The organism is Chitinophaga sp. CB10 (assembly GCA_001870995.2).
Classification (GTDB): domain Bacteria; phylum Bacteroidota; class Bacteroidia; order Chitinophagales; family Chitinophagaceae; genus Chitinophaga.
Genome location: MLAV02000018.1, coordinates 65,167 through 83,496 on the forward strand (window position 1 = coordinate 65,167; position 18,330 = coordinate 83,496).

General features: G+C 50.5%; 17 protein-coding genes. 5 read left to right on the forward strand and 12 right to left on the reverse strand.

All coding sequences use genetic code 11. The features are described from left to right. The first annotated feature begins 5 nt into the window (after positions 1–5). Together BOC67_RS21350 and BOC67_RS21355 are read left to right on the forward strand one after the other, a co-directional pair. Positions 6–1,868, forward strand: coding sequence for an Nramp family divalent metal transporter (locus BOC67_RS21350; RefSeq protein ID WP_291913412.1), 1,863 nt, complete (start codon positions 6–8; stop codon positions 1,866–1,868). A gap of 7 nt (positions 1,869–1,875) precedes the next feature. Beyond that, positions 1,876–2,265 carry a hypothetical protein gene (locus tag BOC67_RS21355; RefSeq protein WP_291913414.1) on the forward strand — a complete coding sequence of 130 codons (390 nt, stop codon included), beginning with the start codon at positions 1,876–1,878 and terminating at the stop codon, positions 2,263–2,265. A gap of 57 nt (positions 2,266–2,322) precedes the next feature. On the opposite strand, the gene BOC67_RS21360 is transcribed toward BOC67_RS21355, so the two are convergent. The 7 genes from BOC67_RS21360 to BOC67_RS21390 form a co-directional block, all read right to left on the reverse strand. Continuing rightward, positions 2,323–3,075, reverse strand: a complete 753-nt coding sequence (locus BOC67_RS21360; protein ID WP_291913416.1) for a LytTR family transcriptional regulator DNA-binding domain-containing protein — start codon at positions 3,073–3,075, stop codon at positions 2,323–2,325. Next, complete coding sequence (locus BOC67_RS21365; protein ID WP_291913418.1) at positions 3,053–4,117, reverse strand: sensor histidine kinase; 1,065 nt, start codon at positions 4,115–4,117, stop codon at positions 3,053–3,055. The genes BOC67_RS21360 and BOC67_RS21365 overlap by 23 nt, the downstream gene beginning before the upstream one ends. A gap of 13 nt (positions 4,118–4,130) precedes the next feature. After that, entirely contained in the window at positions 4,131–4,481 is a 351-nt protein-coding gene (locus tag BOC67_RS21370) for a DUF4288 domain-containing protein (RefSeq protein ID WP_291913421.1), read from the reverse strand. 70 nt (positions 4,482–4,551) lie between these two features. After that, positions 4,552–5,349 (reverse strand): DUF5668 domain-containing protein, encoded by a 798-nt coding sequence (locus tag BOC67_RS21375; protein ID WP_291913423.1) that lies wholly within the window; start codon positions 5,347–5,349, stop codon positions 4,552–4,554. A gap of 51 nt (positions 5,350–5,400) precedes the next feature. Continuing rightward, on the reverse strand, positions 5,401–5,766 hold the full coding sequence (locus BOC67_RS21380; protein ID WP_291913424.1) for a hypothetical protein: 366 nt from the start codon (positions 5,764–5,766) through the stop codon (positions 5,401–5,403). Positions 5,767–6,050: 284 nt separating this feature from the next. Continuing rightward, positions 6,051–6,719, reverse strand: coding sequence for an FAD-binding oxidoreductase (locus BOC67_RS21385; protein WP_291913426.1), 669 nt, complete (start codon positions 6,717–6,719; stop codon positions 6,051–6,053). A 58-nt stretch (positions 6,720–6,777) separates the two neighbouring features. Continuing rightward, positions 6,778–7,395 carry an SGNH/GDSL hydrolase family protein gene (locus tag BOC67_RS21390; protein ID WP_291913428.1) on the reverse strand — a complete coding sequence of 206 codons (618 nt, stop codon included), beginning with the start codon at positions 7,393–7,395 and terminating at the stop codon, positions 6,778–6,780. Between the two features lie 188 nt (positions 7,396–7,583). Between BOC67_RS21390 and icd the strand changes: the two genes are divergently transcribed. The 3 genes from icd (at position 7,584) to BOC67_RS21405 (ending at position 13,805) form a co-directional block, all read left to right on the forward strand. After that, positions 7,584–8,852, forward strand: coding sequence for an NADP-dependent isocitrate dehydrogenase (icd, locus tag BOC67_RS21395; protein WP_291913430.1), 1,269 nt, complete (start codon positions 7,584–7,586; stop codon positions 8,850–8,852). Between the two features lie 219 nt (positions 8,853–9,071). Then, entirely contained in the window at positions 9,072–10,304 is a 1,233-nt protein-coding gene (locus BOC67_RS21400) for an NADP-dependent isocitrate dehydrogenase (protein ID WP_291913432.1), read from the forward strand. 153 nt (positions 10,305–10,457) lie between these two features. Next, complete coding sequence (locus tag BOC67_RS21405) at positions 10,458–13,805, forward strand: PKD domain-containing protein (RefSeq protein WP_291913434.1); 3,348 nt, start codon at positions 10,458–10,460, stop codon at positions 13,803–13,805. A gap of 17 nt (positions 13,806–13,822) precedes the next feature. Here BOC67_RS21405 and BOC67_RS21410 read toward each other — a convergent pair whose 3' ends face one another. The 5 genes from BOC67_RS21410 to BOC67_RS21430 all read right to left on the reverse strand — a co-directional run bounded on the left by BOC67_RS21410 (position 13,823) and on the right by BOC67_RS21430 (position 18,261). Continuing rightward, complete coding sequence (locus tag BOC67_RS21410; protein ID WP_291913436.1) at positions 13,823–15,358, reverse strand: L,D-transpeptidase family protein; 1,536 nt, start codon at positions 15,356–15,358, stop codon at positions 13,823–13,825. Between the two features lie 355 nt (positions 15,359–15,713). Beyond that, complete coding sequence (locus BOC67_RS21415) at positions 15,714–16,286, reverse strand: AraC family transcriptional regulator (RefSeq protein WP_291913438.1); 573 nt, start codon at positions 16,284–16,286, stop codon at positions 15,714–15,716. A gap of 5 nt (positions 16,287–16,291) precedes the next feature. Then, positions 16,292–17,155 carry a hypothetical protein gene (locus tag BOC67_RS21420; protein WP_291913440.1) on the reverse strand — a complete coding sequence of 288 codons (864 nt, stop codon included), beginning with the start codon at positions 17,153–17,155 and terminating at the stop codon, positions 16,292–16,294. Between the two features lie 14 nt (positions 17,156–17,169). Then, positions 17,170–17,715: a heavy-metal-associated domain-containing protein gene (locus BOC67_RS21425; RefSeq protein WP_291913443.1), complete on the reverse strand. Its 546-nt coding sequence runs from the start codon at positions 17,713–17,715 to the stop codon at positions 17,170–17,172. Positions 17,716–17,871: 156 nt separating this feature from the next. Then, the gene (locus tag BOC67_RS21430) at positions 17,872–18,261 is read right to left on the reverse strand and encodes a hypothetical protein (RefSeq protein WP_291913445.1); all 390 of its coding nucleotides are present in this window, start codon (positions 18,259–18,261) and stop codon (positions 17,872–17,874) included. Positions 18,262–18,330: the final 69 nt, after the last annotated feature.

The window sequence follows — 18,330 nt, forward strand, 5'->3', positions numbered from 1 at the left end:
CCTATATGGGACCGTCATTAAGTGAAGTACATGAAAGTATAGACACCGGCAGTAAATCAAAATGGAAGAAAATTTTCGCCTTCTTCGGGCCGGCCTACCTCGTAAGCGTAGGCTATATGGACCCCGGCAACTGGGCCACGGACCTGGCAGGAGGCAGCAAGTACGGCTATACGTTACTATGGGTACTGCTCATGAGTAATATCATGGCCCTGCTGCTGCAAAGCCTCAGCGCGCGGCTCGGCATCGTCCGCGGGCGCGACCTCGCCCAGGCCAACCGCGAAACCTACCCTCCCGCTGTTAACTTCATCCTCTACATCCTTGCCGAAATAGCCATCGCCGCTACGGACCTCGCCGAAGTACTCGGTATGGCCATCGGTATCCAACTCCTCACCGGCCTGCCTTTAATATGGGGCGTCAGCCTCACGGTACTGGATACCTTCCTGCTCCTGGTGCTCCAACGCTTTGGCATGCGGAAAATGGAAGCCTTCATTGTAGCCCTGGTAGCCATTGTGGGCACTTCCTTCCTGATAGAATTGATTCTCGCCAAACCCAAAATGAGCGAGGTAGTCACCGGCTTCATCCCCCGCATTCCGGATAACACCGCCCTGTACCTCGCTATCGGTATCATCGGGGCGACGGTAATGCCACATAACCTCTACCTGCACTCAGCGCTGGTGCAAACCCGTAAGATCAAGCGGGACGATAAAGGCATCCGCCAGTCCATCAAACTCAACTTTATCGACAGCGCAGTGGCCCTGAACCTCGCCTTCTTCGTCAATGCCGCCATCCTGATCCTCGCCGCCGCAGTGTTCTATAACACCGGCCGCACGCACATCGCAGAGATACAGGACGCGCATGAACTGCTGGAAAAATTACTGGGCACCAAACTGGCCCCTATCCTCTTTGCCGTAGCATTGATCGCAGCGGGGCAAAGCTCCACCGTTACCGGCACCCTCGCGGGGCAAATTGTAATGGAAGGCTACCTGCACCTGCGTATCAATCCCTGGCTGCGCCGGCTGATTACGCGACTGCTGGCCATTATCCCGGCATTGCTCGTCATCATTATTGCGGGCGACCAGGAAGTAGGCTCCCTGCTGGTATTCAGCCAGGTGCTGCTCAGTATGCAGCTGGGGTTTGCTATCATACCGCTGATTCACTTTGTGAGCGACAAGCATACCATGGGTGACTACGCCATTAAAGCGCCTACGAAAGTAGTTAGCTGGGTGATTGCCGCCGTGCTGGTGTACCTGAATGCACGTATGGTTTTTGAAGAAGCCCGCGATTACATCTCCACCCATAATAATAACCTCATGGATGCAATCATTATCCTGGCGGGCCTCGGTTTTCTTGTGCTGCTCGGGTTTACGATCATCTACCCCATTTTCCGTAAACACCCTGAAACGCCCGATAATCCTAATATCCACAAGGCGCAGGTGAGCCTGGGAGAACTGGATGAACCGGTGTATCACCGCATCGCCATGGCCCTGGAATTCGGCAAATTCGACGAGCAGATCATCCGCAATGCCATCGCTCACGGTAACGCACATACGGAGTACATCCTGATCCACATCGTGGAAAGTGCGTCGGCTAAGTATTTCGGAAAAGATTCGGATGACCTGGAAACCCGCAAGGACCAGGAGCAGCTGGATACCTACGTAGCCCTGCTGAAATCGAGGAACATCAAGGCCAGGGGCGTACTCGGCTTCCGCAGGCGCTCCAATGAAATTGCCCGCATCGTTTCGGAAGAAAAAGCGGATTTCCTCGTGCTGGGCGGCCATGGCCACAAAGGACTGAAAGATATTATTTACGGCGAAACCGCCAACCAGGTAAGGCACAAGGTAAAAGTGCCCGTCCTGGTGGTACAATAATCAGCGTATGCGACAGCTATTTCAACCAGGGGATACCAAAACGTTTGAACGCACCGTGACCACGGCCGACTGTGCGGCCTTCGATACCGGCCCCGTACACCCCGTGTACGCCACCTTTGCGCTGGCAAGGGATGCGGAATGGTGCTGCCGGCTGTTTGTACTGGATATGAAGGAGGAAGAGGAAGAAGGCATCGGGGCGGCACTGAGTGTAGAACATCATGCCCCTGCGCTGAATGGCAGTACCGTATTATTTACCGCTACCATTGAAAGCATACTGCACCACACGGTTACCTGCACTTATACGGCCACAGTGGGCAACCGGCTCATTGCTTCCGGCAGGCAGGTACAGAAAATATTAAAGAAGGATAAACTGGAAAGGTTATTTGCCGGCGCCTGACTCTTCCCGTCCTTTCCCGGGGCAGCGATGGGAAAAGTTCAGACGCCGGTGGATGTATTATAAACCCAGCGCGGCTTTCAGCCGTGGGTAACCTGTTTTACTCACCAATACCTTAGCCCCGCTTTTCAGGATGGCCAGGTGGTTTTCTTTTTCGTAAGGATCGATCCTGCTCACCTGGTTGATGTTCAGGATATAGGACCGGTGCACGCGGGTAAACTGCTGCGCGTCCAGCGTTTGCTCAAAGAAGGACATAGTTTTGTTCTTCAGGAAAGCGCCTTCCTGCGTAACGATTTTTACGTAGTCATCCGCCGCTTCCAGGTAATGGATGTCATGCACGGGGATGATTTTGATTTTGCCGTTGATCTTCACCACTACTCGATTGCTTTGCACCGGCGATGTGGCCGCGGCATCCAGCAGGGCGCTGGTATCCGGAGCAGGCGCCGGCGCAGCCATGGCGGCTTTCAGTTCCAGCCATTTTTGCAGGGCTTTATCGAACCGCTCTTTGGAAAAGGGCTTCAGCAGGTAATCTGCCGCGTTCACCTCAAACGCCCTGATAGCATGCTCTTCAAAGGCCGTTGTAAAAATTACCGCCGGCATATTTTCAACCAATTCCAGCATTTCAAAACCGGTGATTTTCGGCATTTGTATATCAAGGAAAATGATATCCGGCTGGTGTTGCTGGATTGCTTTCAGTCCTTCAAAACCATCATTACACTCCTGCAGTACCTGTACCTGCGGATACGAGAGCAGGTACTCTTTTACTACTTCCCTGGCCAGTGGCTCATCATCAATTATTACTGCTTTTATCATGTGTCTGAGGTACTTTAATTAGTGTTGTATAAATATTTCCGTCCACCGAAGTTTCGAGCAGGTCCTGCCGCGCGAAGAGCAGGTACAGCCTGCGCCTGATGGAGGAAAGGCCAAAGCCCGTTCCTTTTTTCGGCGTTTGTAATTCGGTATCGAATGGGTTCTGGACTTCCAGGTACAGCATGTTTTCTTTGGCCCAGGCCCTGATGTTGATGGCAATTTCGCCGATGGTATCGTACAGCCCGAATTTAATGGCATTTTCCACAACGGGCTGCAGGAGCATGGGCGGCATAAACATTTTTTCAGCGCCGTCGTCATGCGATACGTTGGTGGTCAGCCGGTGACCGAAGCGCACTTTTTCTATGTCCAGGTACAGGCCCAGGTATTGCAGTTCTTCCGTCAGGGAAATCCACTGGTCATCCTCCCGCTTGATGGAGCCCCGGAGGAAATCCGAGAGCTTCAGCACCATTTCCCTTGCCTGTTGCGGCCGCAGCATAATCAATGCATTGATCGAGTTGAGACTGTTGAAGAGGAAGTGCGGTTGCAGTTGTTGCCGGAGCTTGAAGAGTTCCGCTTCCCGGACGATCTTCTCCGTGTCCTCTTTGCGTTGCAGCTCGGCCCGCTGGTCTTCCATATCGTACAGCATAATGCTGCGGAACCCGATGCCGGTGATGATCAGCCATCCAACGATACAATAAATAGGTATCCCTTTGGTAAGCCATAACAGGTAAAAACCGTCGCCCGCGAAGGTTTTGTGCAGGATCCATTGCGAGGCGGCCACCCAGAGGAAGGTCATCGCGCAACTCACCACGCTTACATACATAAACTGCACGAGGCCGCGGTTGGGACGGTAATACGCCAGGTTACTGCTGATCAGCAAACATACAGAGCCCAGCAGGCAGATATGCACCGAACTATCTGTAACTGACTGCCAGAAGGGGAAGTCGAACCATTGCCATAACAGGAAGGTATAAACGACAAATGCAATCGCAAATGTAGCGGTGAATACCCTGCCGGCAGGACCAGTATAAATGCTTTTAGCCACGCTATTGTTTAAGTTATTGAAGTTCAGCTACAGGTTGTTCCTGTAACTGTGCTGATTTTGTTTGCAGCCATGCTACATAAGACTTTGGATCTCCCGGCTCTTCGATGCGGGAATAGAGTTCCATACCGTCTGTCAGCTGATCGAGCGTATATATTTCAGGAACATTGATAAACTTCCATTGTACCATTTCCTGCTGGTGATTTTTAAAAGCATATTGCTCCTGGATGCCTATTTCGTGAGCTTTTGCCAGTGCGTCTTTTTTAGTCACGGCGCTGATCAGGCGTATTTGTTCATCAAACTGCGGTGTATGGTTGCCATCTCCACAGATGATCTGGTAAACGACTTTCGCAACAAACCAATGCATATACGATGATTTTACAGGATTAGAATTAGTTTTTCAAAAAATTGGGGGTTAACGGGATGGACATTTCAACTTATATATAGCTCTTAATTTCCACTCCGCCGAAGATGCAGCTACCTTTGATGATCAGCGTTTTTTCGCCGGTGGTGGCCCGCATCAGTTCCGGGTTACGCTTGTCATCCACGCCGCCGAGGATAGTGGTTACATCAATCCGCACATTCCAGTTGGAAGGCACCACAATCTCGCAACCTCCGAAGATGGCTGTTACATCCAGCACGGCGGTATCCTTGATATCAGCCTGGGAGAAGTTCAGTTCGCCCCCGCCGAAGATGGCGCTTACGTAACCGCCCTTGAAGTCTTTGGACAACACCAGTTTATTTACGCTGCCAAAGATGGCGGTGGCATTGATCCGGTCGTCAGAATAATTTTCCGCGTTATAATCTTCCGGCGCTACCCAGCCATGTGTTTCATCGCGCCGCCAGCCGTCGTGCCCGCCGGTGGCCCGCCAGTTCGATTTGCAGTTATGCCCCCAGTCCTCCGAGCGTTTCAGCATGATGACGATACCTACTGCAATCAGCACTACCGGCCAGATGAAGCGTGCCGTATTATACGGCCACTGCATGATTTCCCCGGCGAGGAACACGCCGCCCACTATCAGCATAGCCAGCCAGCCGCCGCCCCTGAACTCATGTTTGATACCTACCAGCAACCCGATCACGATCAGCAGCATCTGCCAGGAAAACAGCCAGTAGGGCAGATCCAGGTCCAACCGCTTCAACAACAGTCCCACGCCAACGAGGATCAGCACAACGCCTCCGACAGCGCTTCCTCCTCTCCTGGATTTTTTTATTTCAGTTTCTGAACTTGACATTTGAATGATTTTAAAAATTTTAATGGTGGCAATTTCACCGGTGTACAGCGTTTATCCTCTTTTCCTGGCGGTTGCCCTGCGGGAGATTAACACTACGCCCAGGATAATCAGTCCTACCGGACCAAAAAAGCGGTCCATATAAAACGATACGTGCAGGATATCCTTTATAAAGAAGAAAGCGCCTATACCCATCATGATCGCCCAGCCGGTTCCCCGGAAGTTTCTCCTCATACCTACCAGCAAACCGATCACCATCAGTATCAGCTGCCAGGAATGGATCCAGTGGGGAATGCCCAGGTGTGCATCCACATGCAGGATGTGCAACAGGAGGCCCACACCGAGAATAGCCAGGAAAACGCCTCCTACGGAGCTGCTGCCTTTCCCGGATTTATTGGATACTGTGACTGTGTTTGCCATGTGTGAAATTTTATGATACAAAAATAGGTCGCCGCTATTCCTGTATCAATACCGCTTAGGTCAATCAGAGTGGTTTACCGGTAAAAGCCATGAAATTACCGGTGAAAATGATCCTCATTTGGCTAGTCCGGACTCACCGGTGTTTAGTGGGATGGTGGGGGTGGTTTTTGCGGGTGGAAACAGCAGCCATTACCGGATCTCCTCCCGATGGTCTTCGCTGGCAGAACCAACAGCCATTCCTGCCGCTCCCCATACCCTTCCCGCACCAGCGCCAACAGGCCACGCTACAGTTCTATGGTCACCAGGGCTTCATCGCCGGCCAAACGGGTAAGCAGCGCTTTCAGGTCGGCCACCATGGGGTCCGGACCGCAGATATAGAACTGCTGGTTGAAATCAGTGATTTTCTCTTTCAGGTAAGCCTCGTCAATCTTGTGGTGGTCGTAGGCGGGATTGGCTTCCTGGGTGAGGGTATTAATGAAGCGAGACCCCAGCATCTTTTCAAATTCCTCTTTCAGGATAATATCCTTTGCGGTTTTATTGGAGCATATCAGGGTATTGCCCGCCAGCAACCCGTCCTTTTCCAGCTGCCGGAAGATGGCGATAAAGGGCGTTACGCCGGCGCCGCCTGCCAGGAAAACGCCGGGGCCTTTGTAATGAATGGCGCCCCAAACGTCATGCAGCACCAGTTCATCGCCGGGGAGGCATTGCCCCAGCTGGTCGGTTACGCCATTGCGTTCCCGGTAGATTTTTATGGTGAACTCCAGGTGATCCCATTCATTGAGGCTGGTAAAGGTAAACGGCCGTTTGTGGTGCTGCCAGCCGGGCTTATTGACGGCAACTTCCGTGGCCTGCCCCGGAATAAACGTATAGCCATGGGGTTTAGCTACCTTAAAGCGTTTAACGTCATGTGTAACAGGTGTGACAGACAGTATTTTAACTATATGGCTTTCCATTTGACAGAATGGGTTTTGGATAAGGTATTTATACTGAAATTAGCAAAAATTCCGCCTTTCAGGGCTGTTTTCCTGAAATCATTTCCTTAAACAGGGGAGAGAGTAAAGCCGCCCATCTGCTGTAATCTTTACCGGAAGGATGCAATCCATCGGAGGCAAGTAACGAAGGGTCCGATTTCGCTTCCCGGGTGAAAGGGGTAATATCCACATAGCGCACGTGGTATTGCGCGGCTATGGCTTTATTGCAGCTGTTGTAAAGATCTATTTCCCGCGCAATTTGAGCGGCGTCCCTGTCCGCCGCAAACGGCGTTACTCCCCAGTCGGGGATGGACAGCACCACTACCTGCGCGGCGCCTTTTTTACAAAAACCGATGGCCTGCTCCAATAAGCCGGTGAACTGGGTTTTGTATTCTTCCACACTACGGCCACGGTACTGGTTATTCACGCCTATCAGTAAACTCACGAAATCATACTGGTTTCCCTGTATTCCTGCCTGTTGGATGCCGGCCTGCAGTTCGTCCGTCGTCCAGCCGGTAACGGCGATGATACGGGGCTCGTCGATGGCAACTCCTGCGGCCCGTAATTGCGCTACGGTCAGGGCCGGGAAGCATTCGGCGGCAGGCACGCATTCCCCGACGGTATAGCTGTCGCCCAGCGCGAGATAAGATAAATTCATAAATGGTTGATTGGTATGGATGCTTGAAAACAGGCAGCAAAATAGGATTAATCCTAACATAAGCAAAAAGTTATATACAGCATCAGTTTTTAAGTTAATTCTATCAAAAACAGCCCCGCTTTTCGGCTCAAAATGCCTACCTTTGCACCCGATTACAACAATTACGTAACGCATAAAGAAACTGTTTTATGCCGGGAGAAAAAATAACGATGAACAATGGACTGTTACAGGTCCCTACCCACCCAATCATCCCCTTTATTATAGGCGACGGCATCGGTCCGGACATTTGGAAAGCGAGTGTGCGCGTGTTTGACGCCGCTGTTGAAAAAGCTTATGGGGCTGAGCGGAAAATTGAATGGAAAGAAGTACTGGCCGGAGAGAAAGCCTTCCAGGAAACCGGCGAATGGCTGCCGAAAGCTACTTTGGATGCTCTGAAAGAGTACCTGGTATCCATAAAAGGCCCATTATCCACACCGGTTGGTGGCGGCATCCGTTCCCTGAACGTGGCTATGCGCCAGGAACTTGACCTGTATGCCTGCGTTAGACCAGTTCGCTGGTTCAACAAAGTACCTTCTCCTGTGAAACATCCTGAGAAAGTAGACATGGTGATCTTCCGTGAAAACACTGAAGATATCTATGCCGGTATCGAATACATGACAGGTACGCCTGAATGTGAAAAACTGCTCAACTTCCTGCAGAACGAAATGGGAGTTAAAAAAATCCGCTTCCCTGAATCCTCTTCCCTGGGCATCAAACCTGTATCTGTAGAAGGTACGGAAAGACTGGTTCGCGCGGCTATCCTGTATGCGCTCGAACACAAACGTCCTTCTGTTACCATTGTCCACAAAGGAAACATCATGAAATTTACCGAAGGCGGTTTCAAAAACTGGGGTTATGCCCTGGCTGAAAGAGAATTCGGTGATAAAGTTTATACCTGGGAAACCTGGGAAAAAGTGAAGAAGGACGAAGGCGAAGAAGCAGCTAACAAATCCCTGAAAGTAGCCCTCGCCGAAGGTAAACTGCTGATCAAAGATGTGATCGCGGATAACTTCCTCCAGCAAATCCTCCTCGCTCCGCAGGATTACTCCGTAGTAGCTACCCTCAACCTGAACGGCGACTACATCTCCGACGCGCTGGCAGCAGCCGTAGGCGGTATCGGTATCGCTCCGGGTGGTAACATCAACTACAAAACCGGCCACGCCGTGTTCGAAGCAACCCACGGTACAGCGCCACGCTTCGCCAACACCAACACCATGAACCCATCCTCCGTGATCCTCTCCGGTGTGATGATGCTGGAATACATGGGCTGGAAAGAAGCAGCGAAGATCATCGTAGACGGCCTCAGCACCGCGATCGCCCGCAAACGCGTTACTATCGACTTCTACAACCTGATGGATGATGCTACGCTGGTGAAAACTTCTGAGTTTGCTGACGAAGTGATCAAACAGATGCATTAATAGTTTATTTTATATAGCTACGATAAAGCCCTGGCCATAAGGCCGGGGCTTTATTATTTTAACGCAGATCCGCCAGGCTGTAACAATTTATGTAAATCTTACACAAAAAATTTTGCAGAAATAAAAATTGTCGTATTTTTCGTGATTATCCCTAAACAGGGACTTTGCTTGAAAGTTGTTGTGATAGATTTTTAATCTAATTTTTTAAAAAAACCCGAAATGGCAGAAAAAATTAAAGTTGCTAATCCGGTAGTTGAGCTGGATGGAGATGAGATGACACGAATCATCTGGAAATTCATTAAGGACAAACTGATACTTCCATACCTGGATGTTGAAATCAAATATTTTGACCTCGGCATGGAGCATCGTGATGCTACTAACGACCAGGTTACTATCGATGCAGCCAACGCAATCAAAGAAGTGGGCGTAGGTATCAAATGCGCTACCATCACCCCTGACGAAGCACGCGTAAAAGAATTCAACCTGAAACAAATGTGGAAGTCCCCTAACGGTACTATCCGCAACATCCTGGACGGTACAGTATTCCGCGAGCCAATCGTAATGAAAAACGTTCCGCGCCTGGTGCCTAACTGGACTGCTCCTATCTGCATCGGCCGTCACGCATTTGGCGACCAATACCGTGCAACCGATTTCGTTACCAAAGGAAAAGGTAAACTGACCATTAAATTCGAAGGCGAAAACGGCGAAACACAGGAATTTGAAGTGTACAACTTCAAAGGCGATGGCGTTGCGCTGGCAATGTACAACACCGACGAATCCATCAAAGGTTTTGCACGCTCCTGCTTCAACCAGGCCCTGATGAAAAAATGGCCGCTGTACCTCAGCACCAAAAATACCATCCTGAAAAAATACGATGGCCGCTTCAAAGATATCTTCGAAGAAATCTATCAGAACGAATTCAAAGCTGAATTCGATAAACACGGCCTGGTGTACGAACACCGCCTGATCGACGACATGGTTGCCTCCGCGCTGAAATGGAACGGTAACTTTGTTTGGGCTTGTAAAAACTACGATGGCGACGTACAGTCTGACACCGTTGCACAAGGCTTCGGTTCCCTCGGTCTGATGACTTCCACCCTGGTTACTCCTGATGGTAAAACCATGGAAGCAGAAGCGGCGCACGGTACCGTAACCCGCCACTACCGCGATCACCAGGCTGGTAAACCAACTTCCACCAACCCAATCGCTTCCATCTTCGCATGGACCCGCGGTCTGGAATTCCGTGGTAAACTGGATAACAACCAGGAACTGATCAACTTCTGCCACGCGCTGGAACAGGTTTGCATCGAAACCGTTGAAAGCGGCAAAATGACCAAAGACCTCGCTGTTTGTATCCACGGCAACAAAGTAGAACACGGTAAAGATTACCTGTACACCGAAGAATTCCTGGAAGCACTGGATCAAAACCTGAAAGTGAAACTGGGTAAATAACCAAGATAAGTTCGTTCCACGGACCTTATTTATATAAAGTCCCGGATAGCAATGCGCTACCCGGGACTTTCCTTTTTTACCCCCGGCTCCCCCCATTAATTCACTTTTTTTCCTATATTATTGCAGGTATATACCCGGACTATACCGCAAAAAATGCCGACGATCAGACCTGTACTAACCATACTTCTTTTCTTAGTACTACACCCGTTTAGCCTGTTTGCCCAAAAAGAAGGCAATATCTGGTACTTCGGCATATATGCCGGGATCGATTTCAATACCTCCCCTCCCACAGTGCTGTCTGATGGCAGGATCAACACCCGCGAAGGCGTTACCTCCCTCTGCGACGCCAACGGGCGCCTGCTGCTGTATTCCGACGGTACGGTCATTTACGACGCCCGCCACCAGGTTATGCCCAACGGCTACAACCTCCGCGGCAACTACTCCGCCAGCCAGTCCGTCATTGCCGTACCCTGGCCCGGCCACCCGGGAAAATACTACCTGTTTACCACCGCTGTATCCGAAGGAGTTAACTATTCCATTATCGATATGACCCTCAACAACGGCTACGGCGATGTGGAAGCAGCCAATAAAAACGTGGCCATGATGAGTACTGCGCTTAGCACGGAAAAACTAATGGTTACCAAACATTGTAATAATACCGACTTCTGGGTGATCACCCCGGCCCGCAACAGCAACGACTTTTACGTTTTCCTGCTCAGCGCCGCCGGCCTCTCCGCCCCTGCCATCTATTCCGTAGGTACGCCCATCAGTAACGACATTGTGGCCTGGGAAACCGTCGGGTATATCAAGGTATCCCCCAATGGCAAACTGCTGACGCATGTACGGGGAGATTCTCCCAACGGCCCCGGCTCCTCCTTTGCCGAAATATTTCCGTTCAATAACCAAACCGGCGCCATAGGCAACCCCATCGCCCAACTCGGCAATCTTGCCATGGGCTATGGCATCGAATATTCGCCGGATAGCAAGCTGCTCTACCTCTCTACCACCGCTTCCCCCAGCTACCTGATACAATATGACCTGACTGCAGCGGATATCAACGCCTCCGCAATCACCCTTTCCAGCTCGGGCACCGCATTTGGCGCATTGCAACTGGCGCCGGACGGTAAAATTTACCTCGCCATGGAAAGCTCCTATAACGTCGGCTATCCCACCCTGCACGCTATCACGAATCCCAACGTAAGGGGGCCGGGCGCGCAACTTACGTCTATGGGCATAAACCTTTATCCAGGCCAGTCCTTACTGGGCCTACCCACAGTCATGAATGATTACGTGTATGCGCCTTATACTATTAAAGCCACCGATACCTGTGTGGGTAAAGCCACGACCTTTACTTTAAAATCAACGGAAAATATTACCGGTATCACGTGGGACTTCGGCGATGGCGCTACCGCCACGGGGCTTACCGTTACCCATCAATATGCCGCCCCAGGCGCCTATACCGTCAGGGCGAATTACACAGGCCCCTGCGTAACAGGCGCCACGCAGCTTACGTTTCAGGTAAACGGGCCCATTACCACGCGCAGGGAAATAATGATTTGTAACGGTGGCGCCTATACGCTGCCGGACGGCAGTACTACCGCCGCTGCCGGCACTTATACCACCACGCTCAAACGGAACGATGGTTGTAATAACGACAGTACCATCATCACCACCATCACCTTAAACGGCAGCTATCATATCACCATTGACGCCGCCATTTGCCCGGGCGGCAGTTATCAGCTGCCGGACAACCAGGTCGTAAATACCAGCGGGGATTATACCACCAAACTAACTTCCCTGTTCGGGTGCGACAGTATCATCACTACCCGGCTCACCGTACTGCCGGCGTACCATATCACCGAAACGCGGAGCATCTGTAACAACGAAATCGTTACCCTTCCGGATGGCCGTATGGTAAGGCAACCGGGCGTATATACCTCCCTGTTAAAAACCCGTTATACCGGGTGCGACAGTACCGTTGTTACTAACGTGGTCGCACAAACGAATAATTACTTCATTGATGTAAAGGACACCTGCATCAACAGCAACGCCAGCTTCTCCCTGGGAGGCGGCGCCGCTGCAACCGCTATCCACTGGGATTTCGGGGACGGCCAGCAGTCCACCGGCCTCACCGCCTCGCATCACTACCTGCAGCCCGGTAGCTATACCGTTACGGCTGTGGCCACCGGCATATGCAACACGCCGGTAACGTTCACCCGCGTGGTCACGCTCCGTGAAACCAATACATCTCCCCACATAATCCATATTTGTAACGGTAACAGCTATACGCTGCCGGATGGTACGATCACCGGTAGCGCCGGCACTTACAGGACTACCCTCCAAAACACGTACGGCTGCGACAGTGTGATTACCACCACCATCGTAGTCAACCAACCTTACCACATTACTGTAGATACCAGCATTTGCCGGGGTTCCGCCATTGTCCTGCCCGACGGCCGGCTGGCGAGCGCCAGCGGCAACTATACCAGCACCTTTACTTCCCTGTATGGGTGCGACAGCATTATCACCACCCGTATCTCCTACCTGCCGGACTATACGCTCAGCAAAATGGTAAATATCTGTAAAGGCATCAGCTATACCCTACCGGACGGCCGTACTGTAAGCCAAAGCGGTGTGTACACCGCCTACCTGAAAACTGTTTTTTATCAATGCGACAGCATCATCGCCACCACCGTCAACGTCATTGACGCGCATGCCAGCGTGGAAGCTGATATCTGCGAAAAAGAAAGTTATGTATTGCCGGATCAGCGCAGCGTGCGTACCGCCGGCGTTTATACGAGCGTACTGCGGAGCTACCAGGGCTGCGATAGCGTGATCACTACCACGCTGCGCGTACATCCCGCCTATAACTTCCATAAGGAAGCTACGTTCTGCGAAACAGATTATTATACTTTGGAAGATGGCAGACGGGTAAATACACCGGGAAACTACGTCGTTAAATTTCGTACAGTAAAGGGTTGCGATAGTATTTACAGCACTACGCTACGCCGTGTTTCCCCGCCCAAAATCAGTCTTGGCAGCGATTCCTGCCTGATCGCCGGCCGCACGCTCGTACTAACGCCCGGCGCCGGGTTCCTGACCTACGTTTGGCAGGACGGTAGCACGGCGCCCTATATGACCGTGACCCGGGAAGGGATGTATGCCGTGCGCGTAACCAACAGTTGCGGCTCCGACGCCACGCAGATGCGGGTGATCGCCTGCTCGGCCGAACTCTTTGTGCCCAGCGCGTTTACGCCTAACGGCGATGGTAAGAACGATGTATTCCGTATCATTAATTACCACGGGCAACAGCTCCTGCGCTTCAGTATCTACAACCGGTGGGGCCAGGAAATATTCACTACCAATAACCCGCTGATGGGCTGGGATGGTTGTATTAATGGTACGATGCAGGATATTGGCGCATATGTATATCTTATACGGTATAAAAACCTGCAGGGGCAGGAGCGGGTGTTAAAAGGGACGGTGACGCTGGTGAAGTGAGCACCTTTCTCCAACTATCATTGCAGCGATTTTCTCAATACCTTATCCTCCGCATAAATATCTTCAAAGAAAATCAGTTTCCCATCCTTACCTTCCGCAGTAAAGTACCGCAGGTAAATAGGAATCCTCCTCGTCAGGTCCACTTGTTTCTTCTCCCCCCGTTCAATCCAGGCGCGGATGCTATCCCCCTTGTGGGTGGCGGTATCCATGCGTACCAGGTATTGCGAGAGGCTATCCCACTGCTGCACACGCACGCAGCCATGGCTCATGGCGCGCATGGAATTTTTGAACAGCCCCCTGTTGTTGGTATCATGCAGGTACACACTGTATTTATTCCGGAAGTTAAATTTCATAATCCCCAGGGAGTTGTCTAATCCATCCATCTGCCGGAGCACATACGGGAAGTGGTTTTTACTCAGCTTACTCCAATCAATGGTATGCGGGTCCACGGCATTCCCGTCCTTGTCAATTACTTCCAGGTTTTTGGAGGCCAGGTAACCTACATTCCGCTGAATCGCCGGCAGCATCTCCTTAAACACAATACTGTAGGGTACCCGCCAGTAGGGAAACAGCATGAAGTTACTCATGTAAGAATTCAGCACCGGCGTGCGCGTACGCGGAGCGCCCACAATAACGCGGGATTCCAGCATCACCACCCCGCTGTCTACCACCCTCAAAGTATAACCCGGCACATTCACCATGATATACTCCCGCGGCATGGTATCCGGCAGCTTACGCCAGCGGTCCATATTGATGCCTGCCTGCAATACCCAGTCTTCCGCAGGCCTGTTCAGCGCGGCGATGGTCCGTTTGCCGGCAACTCCATCCGGGTAAATATTGAATTCATTCTGAAATTTCTTCACGGCGGATTTCAGCATCACGGTATCCACCACTTCTACGCCGGCGGTATCGAGGTAACCGCCCTGTACCAGCCTGTTGGCCAGCAGCTGCCGGAACAGCAGGGTATCCGTATAGTTGGATGGCAGCGTATCCCAGGTCACGTTCGTGTACTTTTCCCGGAAATTGCGGATGGCTTCCTTCAGGGCAACGTACCCTTCGTGGGTAGGTTCCAGCCCTTCGAAAGCAGCGCTGATATTGCCATCCTGTAATGTTTTGCGTAATTTTTCCTTCAGGAAATCGTCCGTAAAAACTGAATCCGGACGGAGGGTGATACTATCCCTCGGGCCTGCGCCGTAGTGCAGGTCGGAAGTCATTTTCATAAATGCGTCGGAAAGCAGGATATCTACTTTCGCCCATAATGCCGCATCTTTTTTGGCAGTAGCATCCTGCTGCAATTGCTCAATGGCGGCATTCAACGCCGTGGCATGGTAACGGGACGGCGGCAGCCCGATGTCGTACGCATTCCTGATATAATACATCATGGAATCCGCCAGGGGATGCAGCTTGCCGTGGTCAGACCATTCGGCGGCATTTTCATGTTGCTGGTAAAATTCTTCCAGGGCTTTGGGTCTGAAAGCCGGGATACTATCTTCCAGGTATCCTTCATTGTCGGAGATAAGGGACAGACGCTCGGTGATTCCTTCTTTTACCACCTCATCCAGTTGTCTGACGTTTGCTACAATTTGTTTTTGCTTTGGGGCCGTGTGCTTCTTTTTATGTCCGCACGATAACAACAGTAACACTCCAGATCCACATAAAAAAACGTAAAATAAATTTTTGTTCATCATCTGCAGTAAATCGCTAGTAAAGATAGCATTTTGCAAATACTGTGCTCAAAAATTCAATTTTTCATTTTTACCTGCAACACTCTTTTTTCACAAAGAGTGACTTGAGGACTTTTAATATGCCATTCAAAACATTTTTCATACTTCACATTTTTAGAAAAAGAGGCTGCCACGAATAGCAGCCTCCGAAAAACTAAAACTAAAACAACTAAGTTTATATAAATTATATCTTATCCAGCGGAATACGGCCGGTATCCTTTGTTTGCCGGAACTGGCTGGGAGTAAGGCCGGTAACCTTTTTGAACTGGGCAGACAAATGCGCCACACTGCTGTAGCCCAATTTGTAGCTAATTTCACTTAAACTAAGTTCATTATATCGCAGTAACTCCTTTACCTTTTCAATCTTTTGCTGGATGATGTACTGCTCAATGGTAGTACCTTCCAGCTCAGAAAAAAGACTGCTCAGCAAATGGTAATCTTTCTGCAGCCTGGAGGACAATAAGGAAGAAAAATTCTCCTTCATATCATCCAGGTCGGTGTAATGAACAGTATCCACAATGATACTTTTGATGGCAGCTACCAGCTGCTGTTTCTTATCATCTATCAGCAAAAATCCTTCCTCCTGCAGGGCAGGAATCAACCTGTTTAACTTATCCGCGTCTATCTGTCCATTTACCGAAGCTTTGCCAAGCTCCATTTTTGCTACTTCGAGCCCTTCTGCTTCCAGTAAAGACCTTACCACCTTTATACAACGCGGGCAGACCATATTTTTTATATATAATTCGGTCGTTGCCATGGCGGTTATTTCTTTTTAAATACGTTAAATATATTATGTTCTACGCGCACCAGGAAGGAATTATAAACATTCCTTTCCATGTTTCCTGCCAGCTGGGTCCTGTAGGAGAGGTCCAGCCTCGTTGTACTGTTGAAAATGAACTGAATGGCAGGCGCTATGTCCAGGTAATTCCCCCGGGCTAGTTCCCCGCCGCCGGCATTCGTTTTCCCCAACAACTCCACGTAGAGGTTCAGGTTCGTTTGCTTGTAGCTCTTGTATTTTACCGGCAGCAACAGGTAACCTGCACTCAAGCTGTAGTTCACCGCATTGCTGGAAAAGCCGTCCGGAATAGGATGGTTTACATTATTCAGAAAACGGGTGTATCCCACGGTGGTAGACAGCGCCAGCTTATGCAGCAGTTGCGTGGCAATGAAGCCCCCGGCAACGCCGCTGTTGCCCCCATCCAGGTCCAGGTCGTAATTCATATACGATTGGTGACTCCCGGTGGCAGGCATAAACGGATTGTCGATCAAAGAACCTTTTACGTAGGCGGCCATACGAAAATGAGAATGCTGCTCGTCCAGGGAAAGGAAGCGGTATTTCGCATACAAACTTCCTCCTTCCATCCTGAAACCTGACTGCATCATGTTGGAACCATAGCCGGCTACATGCACCATCAACTTTTTGTTGATGCCAAACATCACTTCCGGTTCTACCCGGAGGGCATTGCTGCCGTCATAATCCATCCGCATGCCCTTCGCCGTCAGCCGGAAACCCATGGACCTTGCCGGCATATTGCTGGCCGGCTCCGAATTAACGTACAACTCCTGTGCGCTCGCGATAGCAGTGAGGCCCAGCAGGGCCGCCACTGTGAATAATATCCTTTTCATACTGCTTCCGGGGTTTATATGGTTACATGATATACCCTGGAAGAAGCGGTTTTATCTGTATGGCAGCAGTCGGCCATCATTCCTGTTTTATAACAGGCCATGCTGGTTTCCTGCTGGTATTTTTTAAATTGTTTGGGGGAGATGAAATCCTTGTCGATGACAACCAGCTCCTTATCTCCTTTCAGTACCTGGTTTTTCACATCCATAAAGTGAAGTGTTCCGCCGGCGAACGGTACATGCGTATCGTTCTTCACTTCCGTGCCGTCAAAACTGGCCGTGATCGTCAGTTTACCCACGGAAAAACCCGCGTCTTCCACTTTGTCCTTGATCGCATCGATGTTAACTGTAGCTCCTGGTTTGAAGTACAGGATAAACGTCGTGTTTTCCAGGTCCGTGTCAATCTTGTCCACAAACGGCAGGGTTTCCAGCGATTTCAGGGTGGCGTTGGAACACATGGCGCAGGTAAGGCCGGTAGCCTGTACAGCTGCTTTTTTATATACTTGTGCGTTGGCACTGAAAGTAATACCTAATGCGAAAGCGATTATTGCTAAAAATTTCATGATCTGATGTTTAAGGTTTTTGATTTTTCAGGGAATCCGGCCGGTTGGCCCGCATCCCGGGTTAAATGCATTACATATGGCATGTAGCTGCTTGTGGGCACTACCCACACCGGCAATATCCACCAGTGGCGGGTACTACGCAAGTGTAAAATCAAATCAGATCAGGAAAATGCAATGTTGCAGGAACAGGGGAACAGCCTGCTCGTCCGGCGGGCCATGAGGCACGGCCTGTAATACCGGGTGAAGGGAAATCATTACCGGCTGGGGCAGCACCCTTACAGGCAACTGCATGTCCGCCACGGAGGTAAAATCCTGCATAACGGCAGGCGCGCCATGATGACTTTCTGTAACCTTGCAGAACTTAAATTCGTCCTTGCAACAGTCCATATTTTTTACCGGCTTTTTGCATTTACCGCAATAATCAGCCGGGGCGGACTGTAATTCTACAGACGCCAGCTTACCCATGCAGTAATGCACGTTCACTGCAAACCCGCTCGTGAGCGTGATGTACAATGCGGCAAATAATATGGCAAAAAATTTCTTCATGTTACTTTACAAAAGTACGTCATTTTGCGTAGCCTTCAAACAGATTTACACCAAAGGAAAAAACCGGAG